General features: G+C 63.4%; 9 protein-coding genes. 3 read left to right on the forward strand and 6 right to left on the reverse strand.

Annotated features, from left to right (window positions below; translation table 11 throughout):
* Positions 1–194 precede the first annotated feature (194 nt).
* Positions 195–794, forward strand: coding sequence for an arsenate reductase/protein-tyrosine-phosphatase family protein (locus tag IEY62_RS03915; protein ID WP_189014071.1), 600 nt, complete (start codon positions 195–197; stop codon positions 792–794).
* A gap of 6 nt (positions 795–800) precedes the next feature.
* On the opposite strand, the gene IEY62_RS03920 is transcribed toward IEY62_RS03915, so the two are convergent.
* On the reverse strand, positions 801–1,811 hold the full coding sequence (locus IEY62_RS03920; protein ID WP_189014073.1) for a LysM peptidoglycan-binding domain-containing protein: 1,011 nt from the start codon (positions 1,809–1,811) through the stop codon (positions 801–803).
* Positions 1,812–2,245: 434 nt separating this feature from the next.
* Between IEY62_RS03920 and IEY62_RS03925 the strand changes: the two genes are divergently transcribed.
* Together IEY62_RS03925 and IEY62_RS03930 are read left to right on the forward strand one after the other, a co-directional pair.
* On the forward strand, positions 2,246–5,704 hold the full coding sequence (locus IEY62_RS03925; RefSeq protein WP_189014075.1) for a hybrid sensor histidine kinase/response regulator: 3,459 nt from the start codon (positions 2,246–2,248) through the stop codon (positions 5,702–5,704).
* Positions 5,701–6,612, forward strand: a complete 912-nt coding sequence (locus tag IEY62_RS03930) for a GGDEF domain-containing response regulator (RefSeq protein ID WP_189014077.1) — start codon at positions 5,701–5,703, stop codon at positions 6,610–6,612. The genes IEY62_RS03925 and IEY62_RS03930 overlap by 4 nt, the downstream gene beginning before the upstream one ends.
* Before the next feature lie 3 nt (positions 6,613–6,615).
* Here the strand turns inward: IEY62_RS03930 and IEY62_RS03935 are convergent, their stop codons facing one another.
* From IEY62_RS03935 to IEY62_RS03955, 5 genes are all read right to left on the reverse strand, one after another.
* Positions 6,616–7,392: a PIG-L deacetylase family protein gene (locus IEY62_RS03935; protein WP_189014079.1), complete on the reverse strand. Its 777-nt coding sequence runs from the start codon at positions 7,390–7,392 to the stop codon at positions 6,616–6,618.
* 30 nt (positions 7,393–7,422) lie between these two features.
* Entirely contained in the window at positions 7,423–8,559 is a 1,137-nt protein-coding gene (locus IEY62_RS03940; RefSeq protein WP_229785047.1) for a glycosyltransferase family 4 protein, read from the reverse strand.
* Complete coding sequence (locus IEY62_RS03945) at positions 8,560–11,487, reverse strand: hypothetical protein (RefSeq protein WP_229785049.1); 2,928 nt, start codon at positions 11,485–11,487, stop codon at positions 8,560–8,562. It lies immediately after the preceding gene.
* A 199-nt stretch (positions 11,488–11,686) separates the two neighbouring features.
* Positions 11,687–13,129, reverse strand: a complete 1,443-nt coding sequence (locus IEY62_RS03950) for a glycosyltransferase family 4 protein (protein WP_189014084.1) — start codon at positions 13,127–13,129, stop codon at positions 11,687–11,689.
* On the reverse strand, positions 13,126–13,848 hold the full coding sequence (locus IEY62_RS03955; protein WP_189014086.1) for a glycosyltransferase: 723 nt from the start codon (positions 13,846–13,848) through the stop codon (positions 13,126–13,128). Before IEY62_RS03955 ends, IEY62_RS03950 begins: the two co-directional genes overlap by 4 nt.
* Positions 13,849–14,058: the final 210 nt, after the last annotated feature.

Raw genomic sequence — 14,058 nt, forward strand, 5'->3', positions numbered from 1 at the left:
CCTAATAAATTACCGACCGTTCGTTCAGAATATGCGGAGCGGGTGAATTCAGTCAAGCGTTCACAGGAAGGCCGCGCGACCCGTTGATGACTGTTCCGGAGGCCTGGCGTTGTTGACAAGGCTCCTGAGATTCCCCGTGTTAACTTGGGATGGGGCCTCAACCGCCCCACGCCAACGCAAGAAAAGAGCCCTACGTGCAATCGCCCCAGCCCTTCAGAATCCTCACCGTCTGCACCGGAAACATCTGCCGCTCCCCCGTGGCCGAGAGGTTGCTCCAGGCTGGGCTCAACCAGGTAAGTCCCGGATCATTCGAGGTCCGCAGCGCCGGCACACGGGCCATGGTGGGCGAACCCATCCAGCCCCTGTCCGCGCAGATCATCAGCACCTTCCGCGGGACGCCGGAGGATTTCGCCGCCCGGCAACTGAACCAGAAAATCCTCCGGGAAACCGACCTGGTGCTGGCCATGACGTCCAAACACCGCGGCGAAGTGCTCCAATTGGACGCCTCCCTGCTCAAACGCACCTTCACCGTCCGGGAATTTGCGCGCATGTTGGCCGTCCTGGAGACCCGCGACGACGCTCCCGCCACCGGGGACATCGTTGACTTCTGGCGGGCCCTCCCCGCCCGGGCAGCATCTGTCCGGCACCTGGCACTGCCGTCCGATCCTGCCGACAACGACGTGGTAGACCCCTACCGACGAGCGGAAGAGGTCTACCACCAGATGGAGGATCAGTTGGCCCCGGCCATCCTGGGGATCCTCCGGTTTGCGCGCCTGACGGCGCCGGCCAGCTAACAGCTGCTAGTTGAGGGCAATCACCAGCATCTGGTTGGTGCCCGGAATGCAGGTCTGAAGGACTACTGCAGGGAATCCGCCGAACACTGCTGCTACATCGTTGGTGGTTCCCGGGTTGGGCACCTGGCCCCTGCCTGTGGCCGTGAAGGTTCCGTAACCAGGAATGGAAACGGTCTCCCCGACCCCGATCCCCGAGAACCGGGCCCATCCTCCGCAGAAATCATGCTCGGTGATGAACACGGCGTAGGCGTTGGTTGGCGTGTAGTTGATCGGCCCGATGCACGCGTCCACCAGTGATTGGCCACCGGCGCCTGCCACGTAAATCGTCCGGACAGCCGGGGCTGGTGCCGGCGCGGGTGCTGGTGCCGGTGCCGGTGCTGGTGCCGCCACGACGGCGGGGGCGGCTGCAGCCTGGGCCTGTGCAACCGGGGCCTGCACTGCGGCCGGCGCGGCGACGGGAGCAACAGGCGGTCCCGTCAGCTTAAGGACCTGGCCCGGGACGATCACCGAGTAGGCACCCAGGCCGTTCGCAGCCAACATGGCGTTGACGTCCACGCCGAACCTTGCGGCAATGGAGCCCACTGTGTCACCCGATGCCACGGTATAAAGGTTGGGATCACCGGCGGGAGCGGCAGGTGCGGGATCGGCAGCCGGAACTGGTTCGGCGGCCGCTGCAGGGACGGCGGCAGGCTCAGCGGCAGGAGCTGCCGCCGGTACCTCGGCAGCCGGAGCCACTTGGGTTGCCGGATCCTGTGACGGTGCTGCCGAAGCAGGATCGGCGGCAGGGGCAGAGGGCACTGCCTCCGGCGCAGCCGCTTGTTCATTCGACACTGATTGCTGCTCGCTGCCGGCCGGGTGCGTGGCCCAATTGACCACCCCGAAAAGCAGGGGGATCAACGCCAATAATGCAAGCACGGCACCGGCAATCATGAGCTTTGATTTGCTGAACGGCGTTTGCCGGCCAACGCCATTGTTCTTGTTGAGGGACGTTTGGAAATCTACATCGTTCATGTTCATGGGAACCCCGGGACTCCATGGCTCGGACCGCGCGTGGGAGCCGTTGCGGCCCTGGTGCAGATAGCGCAGCTATGTATTGGGAAGAGCACCGCCGCACAAGGGCGGGGTGCGATCCACCGCTGAGCCGGAGGAACGGAATTGCAATAAACCCCTGCGAATTCAAATATAGGAATTGTGTATTGCCCGCTGCACGAGTAGGAGCTACTCGACTTTCCCGGTAGCGGAAGCACGGAGCTGTCAGGTATTACGCAGATTCAAGGAATGGACTACTTGGCAGTACTCGGACCCGGTTTACGGGAGTACATGGAGTCATGCCCGCTTCACAGGCCATTTATTGTGCCCTGAATGCGTGGTTTCAGCGTATGCTCTCCTCAGCGCAGCTAAGACGGCGTTGTTCGCTTTGGTGTGGGGCCACTTTTGAAGGCAGGGGTTCAGTGGCGGGAGTGAAGCACGAGGTACTTTCGAAGCGCTCGTGGTCAGGACACGGTCTGCCGTTTTTCCTGATTGCTGTCGCCTTTTGTGCGGTGCTGCTGGCCGTTGGCCTGGGAAGCGGAAACGGCACACCTACTGCCCAGCTGGCAGGTGACCTGGCGATTCTCACAGCCGTGCTGACCGCCCTTACTACCCACACCCGCGCAGCCCCCAAAAGGCGTGACAACACCACAGGCCGATGGTTCGTTGTTGCGGGTCTGGCTCTTTGGTCCGCCGGACAGGCCATCTGGACCTTCAATGGCATCACACTGGATCACAACTACCCTTTTCCGTCGTTCGCCGACGTCGGTTTTGTCTGGTACGCGCTGCCGTCCTCCATCGGCTTGGTGCTGCTGTTGCGCGGACAGGGGCTGCGGCTGCCATTGCGCCGCGCCATCCTTGACGCGGGCGTGGTGGCAACTGCCACGTTCTTCATCGCCTGGAGCGCCGTCCTTGGGCCCCTTGCCGGCGCCCAAAACACTGACACGTTTGCCCGCATAACCCAGATGGCCTACCCGATCGCGGACGTCTTCATGGTCTCCGTGGTCATCGTCCTCACCATGCGCGCAGCCCGCGGCCGCCGGTTGCCGTGGCTAAGCCTGGGCATCGGTTTCTGGATCCTTGCCCTCACGGACCTTGCCTACATGCGGCTCACCTTGGAAGGCATTTCCGGTGTCACCGGCTCACCCCTGGCCTTGGGGTGGGTGCTCGCCTTCCTCTTGGTGGCGTTGAGCCCCCTGATTCCGGAGACAGACAGCGCACGCAAGGATGGCCGCGGCTACGCGGCAGCGCTCGAGCTGCTCCCCTACCTCCCCGTCTTCAGCGCCGTGTTCTTTTCCAGGACCGGTCCCATCGGCGCTGACCGCGTCCTGCTTGTCACCGGCCTGCTGGTCCTGGGGTTCGTCATAGTGCGCCAGGTGCTGATCGTCGTCGAAAACGTGACTCTCACGCGCGACCTTGAGTCGAAAGTGGCCGAACGCACGGCCGAACTTGAAGGGCTGGGAGCGATCGTCAATTCCTCCGGCGACGCGATCGTTGGCGAAAGCCTGGACGGCGTCATCACCAGTTGGAACCCCGGCGCGGAGAAGATCTTTGGTTACCCGGCGTCCGCGGTGATCGGCAGCAAAGGCGACTTCTTCATCCCGGCGGACGTGCGGGAGAAGGAACGCCTCGCCCTGGAAACCACCGCCCTGACCGGGGACGTCCAGAACTACGAAACGCAACGCAAACGGGGCGACGGCGCCACCATCCCCGTATCCGTCACCCTCTCACCGGTCCGGAGCGCGTCCGGGATACGCGGTGTGGCCTTCATTTCCCGTGACATCACAGAGCGCAAAGCCGTGGAATCCGAACTTCTGGCCGCACGTGAAGCAGCACTGGAATCGAGCAGGCTCAAGTCCGAATTCCTCGCCACCATGAGCCACGAGATCCGCACGCCGCTCAATGCCGTGATCGGTCTGACCTCATTGATGATGGACACGCCGCTCAGCGAGGGCCAACGGCAATACGCCCAAGGTGTGAAGGGCGCCGGCGAAGTCCTCCTCACGCTGATCAACGACATCCTGGACTTCTCCAAACTCGAAGCCGGGAAAGTGGACCTGGAAGTCACCGCCTTCGATCCCCGGGCCCTCGTGGAAGAAGTGGCCGGGCTCGTTGCCGAGGCGGCACAAGGCAAGAACCTGGAACTCATTTCCTACTGCCATCCTGATGTCCCGGTACGGCTCATGGGCGACTCCGGCCGCATCCGGCAGGTCCTGGTGAACCTCTCCTCCAACGCCGTGAAATTCACCCCGTCGGGCGAAGTCGAAATCAAAGTCTCCGTGCTGGGGACAGATGCAGGTAACGCCTCGCTGCGCTTTGAAGTCCGCGACACGGGAATCGGTATCGGCGCCGACGACCACCACCGACTGTTTGAGTCCTTCGCCCAGGCAGATGCGTCCACCACGCGCCGGTACGGCGGAACAGGGTTGGGACTGGCCATATCCCGGAGGCTCACCGAGGCCATGGGTGGCCGCATCGGTGTGGACAGCGAGCTCGGCGAAGGGAGCAAATTCTGGTTTGAACTGGAACTGCCGGTCGGGCCGCCGGCCTCGGAAACCCTCACTTTGCCTGCTTCCCTGGCGGGCAAGAGGGTGTTGGTGGTGGATGACAACGCCACCAACCGCCTCGTGTTGGAAACCCAGCTGGACAGCTGGGGCATGACGCCGGTGGCAGTGGCTGATGCTTCCTCGGCAATGACCGAATACCGTACCGCCGTCCAGGCAGGCCATCCCTACGACATCGCCGTCGTGGATATGTGCATGCCCGACACAGACGGCCTGGAACTGGCGCGGCTCATCAACAATGAAAGCACCAACCCCGGAACGCCCGGGATCATCCTGCTGACTTCCACCATGTTGGTGGACAAAGTTGACCTGGCGGCAGCAGGGATCCGCGAGTACCTCACAAAACCCGTCCGCAGCTCCGAGTTCTACAACCGGCTCCTTCGCCTCGTGGCCACGAAAACCATGCGCGCCCCCGCAGCACCGTCACCAACAGCCGCCGCTGCCTCCGCCGAGCCGGTACCGCGGCTGGGAAAGCTGCTTGTGGCAGAGGACAACGAGGTCAACCAACTGGTGGCACGCGGCATGGCCAACCGCCTCGGATACGGCGTGGATATTGTCGAAGACGGCGCACAGGCCGTGACGGCGGCCCTGTCCGGAAACTACGCGGCGGTCCTCATGGACTGCCACATGCCGGTCATGGACGGGTTCGATGCCACCCGCGCCATTCGTGCCCGCAACGGGCATTCGGCCAGGATCCCCATCATCGCCATGACAGCCGGAGCCCTCAACGAGGACCGCGAGCGCTGCTTCGCGGCCGGCATGGACGACTACATCAGCAAGCCCGTCGACCTCGCAACGCTGGGCACCGTCCTGGCGCGGTGGGTACCGCAGCTGGAGGAACCGACGACGGCGGCATCCGCTGCCGCTGTCACGCAGCCAGCCGCCGGGGAGCCGCAGCCGGCGGCAGCACCGCCGTCGGACGCGCCGTCGTCGGGCGCGCAGTCGTCGGATGCGGAGGTTCTCGACACCGGGCGGCTGCAGATCCTCCGCGAACTCGGACCCGACGACGGCGTTGGCCTGCTCCCGGCAGCCATCCAAGCCTTCCGCGAGGATGCCGGTGGAACCGTGGAGGCGCTGCGTTCGGCCATCGACGCCGGGCAACCCTCCGGGGTGGAAGCGGCGGCGCACAAACTCTCCGGCGCGGCAGCCAACATCGGAGCCGTGGGAGCCGCAGCCCTGTGCCGGGAACTGGAAACCCTTGGACGGGAAGGCGGCCCGGAGCTGGTCGCGGACGGAACACGGCTTCTGGAGCGGCTGACCGAAGAACTGGCAAGGGCTGACGACGCCCTTGAGCGCATCTTATTGGGAGCCATATGAAGATCCTTATCGCGGACGATGACCAAATCTCCCGCATGATCACCAAAGCGGCGGTGGAGCAATCCGGGCACGACTGCATTGTGGCCGTGGACGGGGACTCGGCGTGGCAACTCTTCCAGGAGCACAGCCCGGAAGCCGTGGTGACGGACCTGATGATGCCCGGGCTCAACGGGCTGGACCTCTGCCGTGCCATCCGGGCAGCGGGAAAGGACCGGTACACGTACGTCATCCTGGTGACTTCCCATGGGTCACGGAAAGACGTCCTTGCCGGAATGGAGGCAGGTGCTGACGACTACGTCACCAAGCCCCTGGACCCTTTCAGCCTGCACATCCGGCTACTGGCGGCCCAGCGCATTACGTCCTTGCATGCGGACCTGGCCCGGTATCGTTCGGCGCTGACCGAGCAAGCACGCACGGATCCCCTCACCAAGGTGCACAACCGGCTCAAGCTGTCCGAGGATCTGGGCGAGCTGCATGACGGGAGCCATGGATACTGCCTGGCAATGGTGGATGTTGACAACTTCAAGAGCTATAACGACATCTACGGCCACCAAGCCGGAGATGCCGCACTGGTTGCCATTGCCGACACCCTGGCCAGCCAAGTCCGGGCCACCGATGCCGTGTACCGCTTTGGCGGGGAAGAGTTCCTGTTGCTGCTCCGGGAGCAGTCGGCCGCCACGGCGGATTTGGTCATGGAACGGGTCAGGTCAGCCGTGCATGACCTGACAATCGAGCACTCCGGCGACCCCGACGGCGTCCTGACCATCAGCGCGGGAATCGCAGCTTCCCCGGGCGGCCACCCCGCCGGAACCGAACATCTCCTGCGGGAGGCCGACCTCGCCCTGTACGCCGCCAAAGCTGCAGGCAGGAACAGGGTGGCCTTGGCCGATTCATTCCATGCGGAATGAAGGTCACCCTGCCCGTACGGGCGCGGGCACAAAGTAGGTTTCCGGTTTCCGTGGAATGTTTCCGCCAGGGAACAGGGCGTCCGCTTGCGTTGCGTACTCCCTGATCCGCGCTTGTTTGGCGTTCAGTCCCGTGTCCCAGGTCCACGGCACAAACCCCATTTTCGACATGTGCCGTTGATCCGGAGCCGTCGCCACGTCATAGGGGAAGTCTGAGTACATGACCACGTGCTCCGGATACCCCTGACCCAGTTGGCGGGTGATCAGGTGGTCCACGTGCTTCCCCACGCCGGCCGGGCAGAAGAGCAGTTCCGCTTCGGTCTCCGCCAACAGCGTCGCGACGGCGGCTCCGAGCGAACGGATGAGGGCGTAGTCGCCCTTTGCGATCCTGCCCATCGCGATGTCGAAACGGTAGGTGGGGTAGCGATGGGTCAACTCCGGAAGGAGCCGGTCCCAGGCGCTGCTGCACACCATTGGTGGCTTGCGCCGGCGTCGAAAGAGCGCGTCCACTTGGCCAAGGTGGATGGGATGAACCCCCATTGCTTCCAGGACCGCCCGGTCTTCACGTTGCCGGGCCTCGAACAGTTCGCCGGCGTCCGGTATGGTGCATTGGCGCATGAAGGACCGGGCTGCCCGGGTGTGCGGCGACGGCTGCGCCTCGGTGAAGAGCGTGGCCACAATGATCTCGCGTTCCTTGGCCTGTGCCTCGAGCAAGGCGCCGCAGGACAACACAGCATCATCGAGATGGGGTGACAGGAACAGCCACGGCGCGTTACCGGCCATTGACCTTTCAACCCGTGATCGGACAGGCATCTAAGCCCTCTCAGCGTGGTGGGCCCGGCTTTGTGGATTCCGTAGTTCAGCAAGAGCCGTGCGGTATGCCCCGGCCTGCATTCCGGCGAGCGCATCCCAGCTGTAGCCGGCAGCGAACTTCCGTCCCCGGGCTGCTACTTCCTCCAGTCCGTCCTGGCCATAGCTGCGGACTATCTGGTGGGCGAATTGTTCGACCTTGAACGCTTCGACAAGCCACCCAACGCCGGGCGGGATGATCTCCCGCAAACAGGGAATGTCGAATGCGATCACCGGGGTTCCTGCTGCAAGTGCGTCGATGGCCACCAACCCGAAAGTCTCGTGGCGGGAGGGCACCACCAGCAACCGTGCATTGCTCAATGCCTGGATCTTTTCTTCACCGGCCAACCAGCCAAGCATCTGTACGGAGCCTGAGAGGCCGGCGTCGTCGATGGACGCGCGGAACCGTTCTTCGTCCGGGCCGGTGCCGGCGATCAGAAGCTTGCCATCTATCCGTCCACGGATTTCGGCCCACGCTTGCAAAAGGAGGTCCAGGCCCTTGTGCCCCACTTCAAGGCGGCCTACGAAAAGGACATCCTGACCAACGTGCGGCGTCGTATCCCATATTCCAGGGTCCACACCGTTGCCGATGACATCGACATGGAGTGCCGGGTTCACCTCTTTCAGCCGCTCACTGATTCCCTCCGAGACAGCGATGAGCCTGCTGTGTGTCCGGACGCCCAATCGCTCGATCCACTGCAGTGGCAGTTTGTACTGCCGCGCTTTTTCCGCCGCATGAAGCCATTGCACCACCCCGATCGTGGGTCGATTCGTCCACAGCGGGGCAGCCATCGTGGAGAACGGAGCAAAAAAGTCCTCCACCACCAGCTCTGTCGCGGACCGGCGCTTATGTACCTCGTAGGGCAAGCGCACGATGTAGCCAATCAGCCTGGTCAGCCGGTTCGATCCCCTTCCAAAGCCGATCGGGACGTAGTGCACACCGTCCTGGAAGCGTTCCCGCCAGCCCGGGTACCGGGTTGTCAGCACGGTAACGTCAAAGCCTTGGGCCGCCAGCCGTCGGTTGATTTCATGGGTCCGCACAGATCCCCCGCCTGCGCCGGGCATGCGTGGATCCTCGAAACCCAAATGCAGGACTCTCATCTATCGTTCCGTTCCGTAGCTCTTGGAGGGTTCGCCGATGTTGGCCATCGCCGCCCGTTCGAGAACGGCTGGATCGACAAACCAGATGGTCGTTTCGCCGTTGGTCGGGCCGGGCGTGGTGATCATGGGTGTTGCATGCTGCTTCAACCAGGCGAGCATGGTGGGATTTGCGTAGCCGTACCCTTGGCTGGTGGGTTGGGACTGAGTCAGTATGTAACTTGCCCCGTTCTGTTGCATCAGCGGCGCCGATGGCCAGATGCCGAACCGCGGATCATCCATATAGGCGAACTGGCCCGTGCTGTTCGTGACGCTGACTCTCGCGTCTGCGGGTAGATTGGCCTGAATCCAGTCGTTGGCCCGGGCAAAGCCGTCATCGGGCGTCAGCTCCGTGCGAAGTCCCAACATCACGGTCAACGCCACGAACAGGACACTCATGATCCCGAGCGTTTTGCGAGTCCGGGAAAACCGCTCCTTGAACTCCACAACTGCAAGGACGGAACACAGCACGCCAGCAACCATCACGCCGTAGCCGTACTGTTCCTCGAACGTTCCGAACGCTGCGCTGTAGACGCCCGCAGAACCCAGTGCCACACCGACCAGGCCAATCAGGCGCCTCCCTGGATGGTGGCTGAAGCACAGAAAAAGTCCCACCAATGGGCACAAGCCGAGAAGGAGGTAGCTCGTACCAAAGTGGCCACTTTGCTCGACAAGACGGGACACCAGGCTTGGCGATCCTTCAGCCGTGAACCCCGTGCTCTTCTCTACCCCGGACATCCGCACCAAGCCGTTGGACTTGGCCCAAAACCAGTCGGAAAAATGACCACTGGCAGCAACCGCCACCAGATAGGTTCCGTAGGGCAGGAGTCCGAAGCCGGACAACACCAGTGCCTCCCGCCCCCGTAGCGTCTTCTTCCACGTGACAGCAGCCGCCACTGGCGCCAGCGTACAAATGAAGAAGAAGTCCTTGCACAAAATGGAGTAGCCAAACAGCAGCCCGGACGCCGCCAGCCTCAGGAACCATCGCAGCCTGTTCTCCGGAACACGGGTACCCACCACCACCAGCATCCCTGCCAACGCGGGAACCATTGCTGACGTCTCAAGGAAGGCATGGCTGTTGTTGCGAAGGACGAAAGGCTCGAAGGCCAGAAGAACAGCGGTAAGCCAGGCGGCAACGTTCGTAGCCACCCTGCCAACCAACAAGAATCCGAGGCCCACCGTGACGGCGCCCATGACGCTGTTGAGCCAACGTACCTGAAGTGTGACGTCGATGATGTCTCCTGTGATGCCCAGGAACTTGATAAAGATGGCTTCGAGCATGAAATAGCCGGGCGGATGGAGGAAGAATGGCCCGTCCGGCAACCTGGGGAACTCGCCGTTACTCACGGACTCCCCCAGCCGCACATACAACATCTCGTCCACCCACAACTCGAAACCGCGCTCCAGGCCCAGCGCACGGACGCCAAATGCCGCGACGACAATGAAAGTGAAGGCGGGCCATGTGCGGGTGAGCGTCTTGTTCATCCAAGCGGGGTTCCTCCGGGCGGGCAGGTGGCGTGCGAAAATGGCCATGCCGTGATGGGCCCGGCTGCTGGACCTCCTCCTACCGGTACCCGCGCTCCTACCGGTACCCGCGCGCTGTCGTCGTCGCAGCTTGAAGTCGTTCCTCCGCGGCAGCAGGCCGCGCTGGTGGGCAAGTACGCTAACACCGCTGATCATGGCGATCGCAAGCCAAAGCAATGGCTGCAGATGGGCCGCCACGGCAAGGATCAGGATCAGGGCGGTCGCCAGGATGACGAACCGGCGTGTTCCTTTTCCCGGGTTGGCAGCGGCCAGTACAGGGCGTGCCAGGGCTGCCATGACCAGGCCAGCCGCTACGGCACCGATGGCGGCACCTACCGCCATGCCCGCCACTGCATTTACCTCCCAGCCGACCCAGAGCCCGCCAAGCACCAGGAAGCAAGCGCACGCCAGCCCGAGTTGGCAGCGGCGGTAGGCGCGCACGGCAAGAAGGATCGTGGAGAGCACCATGAGGACCGCATAGCCAAGGCCGGAGGCCGCCAGCCAGGGCAACAGCCCCAATGAGCCGTGGTATTTCTGTGGAATGACCAGGCCAGCCAGCAGCGGCGGTGCCGTGGCGATGATGGCGAAGGCCACCACTGCCAGTTGCCCGAAGGAGGCGAAGGACGCGCCGAGTACCTCTGCTGTCCTGGCACCGGGAATGCGAAGCAGGGGAAATGCCACCAATGCCGTCCCTGCGGCAACGTAGACAGGCCCCTTGGCGATCGTGGCGAGTGCTTGGAAACCGGCCGCGGCGGTGGAACCGCCGTCGAGATAGCCCACCACCACAACGTCGACGCCCACCAGAACGGAGACCACGCAGAGAACCAGCGCGATATCGCTCGTTTCTGCCCATCGCCATTTCTCCAGCAACACGCGGGGTCGCCACCGGAGGTCCCGGTAGAACGACCACGGGATAACAAGCGGCGCCAAACACCCGGCGACGAAGCCAAGAACTGCTCCCCCGGCGCCCCAAGCCATCCAGATCACCAGCAGGCTGAAACCGAACCTGAGGACAACCTCGCCGATGGTGGACACGGCGTACCAAGTGAAGCGGAGCTCACCCTGCAGCCAGCCGGCAGGTGCGTTCGCCACGAAAATCGCAAGCGCGGCCAACGCAACTGCTGCAGCCAAGGCGGGAGTAGCGAGCGCAAGTGTCACGCCGCCTGTGACGATGGCTGCGGCAAGTCCCGCCAAACCCGACACGTACACCGAGAATGCCATCCCGTTCCGCCGCTCCTCGCTGGCTTCCGGATGAACGGCAACCACATGCGACAAGGGAAGGGGGACCAATGCATTGGCCACAATTCCAACCACCCCCAGAATCATGGCCGCCGCGGCGAAGTGAGTGTATTCCGTGGTTTCAAGCATTGTCGCCATCAGTAGCGTGCAGGCGTAACTGACCGCGCCCACCACTCCTGCGGATACGGCGAGAAAGCCACTGTTGCGGGCTACTTTTGAGTCGTGTTCCGGTGCTGTGTCTTTGCGTTCTGACCGTGTCCTGGCCAGGGGTCCGTCCTGCACTTCGATGGTCGTGGGGCGCTGGGATCCATCTGCTGATGGAGTACTGCTATTGGCCATCGATGGCATCAGCCGGGACAAACAGGCTTTCGGGTCCGGCAAGAAGCGTGTTGCGGCCCGCGTGGCGGAGTTCCGGATTGGCAACGCCAATGCTCTGTGCGGCAGCGAAGGCCTCGAACTCGTCGCGCCCCTTCATGAGGATCGCCACGCGCCCGTCATCGCTAAGCGCTACTTCATCGGTAGGCCGCAAAATCGACGCCAGGGAGGCTCCGTGCGGCAGTTCGAAACGGACCAGGGTGGAGAGATCCGAATGGCAGGCACGGGGATCTCCACCGTTCCGCCGCAATTTCCCTTCCTCCAGCAGCACTCCTGTGAGCAGCCTGGTACTGCGCTCCCAGGTGAAACAGCGTGCCCACTCCCTGCAATCTGCCGCAATATCCGTAAAGCTGCCGGGCCGCGACAACATGGCGATGACCTGAGCCATGGTGCGGCCAATATCGCCCGGGTTGTCCACCAGCCAGCCCGTCCTGCCATCAACCACGGAGTCCCGTATTCCGGGCACCCGAAGGGCCAGGCAGGGAACTCCCCACGCCGCGGCCTCAACCACCGAACAACCCCAGCCTTCGGAAGCCGAGGTGGAAGCTGTCAGCCACGCCCTGCCCAGCAATTCGTCGCGAACGCCGTCGGGTTGATAGCCGTGGAATGTCACCGCATGATCCAGGCCCAGGTCCATGGCAATCTGCTGCAGACGTCCCCGTTCCGGCCCGTCCCCAACGATGTCCAGCTTCAGCTTTGGAACGGTTCTGGCAGCGATGGCGAACTGGCCCAGGAGCAGGTCCAGCCGCTTATGCGGCACCAAACGGCTGACGACGGCGACAGTTGGCTCAGCTGCCCGCAGGGCCACCGTCCTGGGGAGATCGTTGGTGCCGTTCGGAACCACGTGGATGGGGCTCCCGAAGCCAAGCTTCCGCAGTTCCAGCCGTGTGGACGGCGACACCGCAACCATGGAGCGCTGCCCGTAGACCCTCTTGGCTCCGGTGCCCTCCAGGAACCGGCCCACAGCGGCCAACGGTGGAGAAAACCTGCTGCGGAACTGCTCCTGGTGTACGTGGTGAACCAGTTGGATGATCGGAACATCCTTAGGCAGGAACAGCGGTGAGAAGAAGGGAATCCCGTTCTGGCAATCCACAACGGCGTCGAATTGTCCGGCGCTGCGCAGGAGCCGGCGTGCGGTCTTGGCGTAGATGGACAGCGCGCCGCCGGCCCGGAGTATCCGGATGCCGTCGATCGCATCCTCCGGCGACTGGCCGGCGTCGCGCGCGGTGAACCAGGTGACCTTGACCCCGCTGTCCACCCACCTCCTGGATATCTGGTGCATGTATTGCTCGGCCCCGCCGGCCAGGGAGTGCCGGATGTCGCGCCAGTTGAGCACCAGCACGTGCTTTCCGGCAAGCTTCGCGGGAGAGTTCAGGTCGGGCAGGACAAAGGTCATGGTGTTGCTTTCTGAAGTTGGATCACTGACGCGAAGCTGGCCACGCCATCGTGGAAGGGCCGGAAAGTGGACTCAGCACCATCCGTCCAGGCCACGGGGAGTTCGATGATCCTCGCGCCGTTGTTCTGGAGCCGCAGGAGGAGTTCGACGTCAAAGGCGAACCCGGTGCTCCGGCACTGCACCATGGCCGCGGTGAGCGCGTCCCGTTCGAAGAACTTGAAACCGCACTGGGTGTCCTGGATGCCTTTGACCTTGGAACGCGTCAATACCCGGAAGGCGGTGCCGCCCACCCTGCGTCCCAAATGCTGGGGCCGCACAAAGGTGGAACCGGGTGAATGGCGCGAGGCGATGACTGCTGCCGCGCCGCGCGAGAGGTGGGCCATGGTTTTGCTGAGCGTTTCCAGCGGAGTGGCAAGGTCGGCATCGAAGAAGCCGGTGAATTTCGATGTTCCGCTGAGCAGGCCCCGGCGGACTGCCGCCCCCTTGCCCCGGCGGGCACAGCCCACCACGGACACCGGCACGATGCCCCGCTGCCCGCGGGAGATCCGCCGCACCACCGCAACGGTCTCGTCCACACTTCCGTTGTCCACCACTACGATGCGCGACGACCACGCCTGGCCGGCCAGGAAGTCGATGGTTTGCTGCAGGGTGTGGGGAATCCTCGTGGCCTCGTTGTACACAGGAATAATCACCTCAAGGTCCACGATGGACCGGCGCATGGAGTCGGAGGGCCACCGCGGATGAGGATTCCCTCTCTTGACTGGGTGAAGACTTTGCGGGTAAATCGTGAACATCCGAACCTCCAACTTTCCGGGCACCGTACGAAATCGTGCTCGCAATAAATGGAGTGAGGGATAGGCATAAGTCATGACGCCAATCCCCGGTTGAACTTTCAAGTCACAGGCAACAATCAGCGACCACGGGAAGGC

The organism is Paenarthrobacter histidinolovorans, assembly GCF_014647595.1.
In the GTDB taxonomy this organism is placed as follows: Bacteria; Actinomycetota; Actinomycetes; order Actinomycetales; family Micrococcaceae; genus Arthrobacter; species Arthrobacter histidinolovorans.

What these genes read in the sequence shown, in the direction of transcription:
- IEY62_RS03920 (WP_189014073.1), bottom strand. Translation starts at nt 1,811, where the DNA reads ATGAACATGAACGATGTAGATTTCCAAACGTCCCTCAACAAGAACAAT.
- IEY62_RS03930 (WP_189014077.1), top strand. Translation starts at nt 5,701, where the DNA reads ATGAAGATCCTTATCGCGGACGATGACCAAATCTCCCGCATGATCACC.
- IEY62_RS03935 (WP_189014079.1), bottom strand. Translation starts at nt 7,392, where the DNA reads ATGGCCGGTAACGCGCCGTGGCTGTTCCTGTCACCCCATCTCGATGAT.
- IEY62_RS03940 (WP_229785047.1), bottom strand. Translation starts at nt 8,559, where the DNA reads ATGAGAGTCCTGCATTTGGGTTTCGAGGATCCACGCATGCCCGGCGCA.
- IEY62_RS03945 (WP_229785049.1), bottom strand. Translation starts at nt 11,487, where the DNA reads ATGCTTGAAACCACGGAATACACTCACTTCGCCGCGGCGGCCATGATT.
- IEY62_RS03950 (WP_189014084.1), bottom strand. Translation starts at nt 13,129, where the DNA reads ATGACCTTTGTCCTGCCCGACCTGAACTCTCCCGCGAAGCTTGCCGGA.
- IEY62_RS03955 (WP_189014086.1), bottom strand. Translation starts at nt 13,848, where the DNA reads ATGCGCCGGTCCATCGTGGACCTTGAGGTGATTATTCCTGTGTACAAC.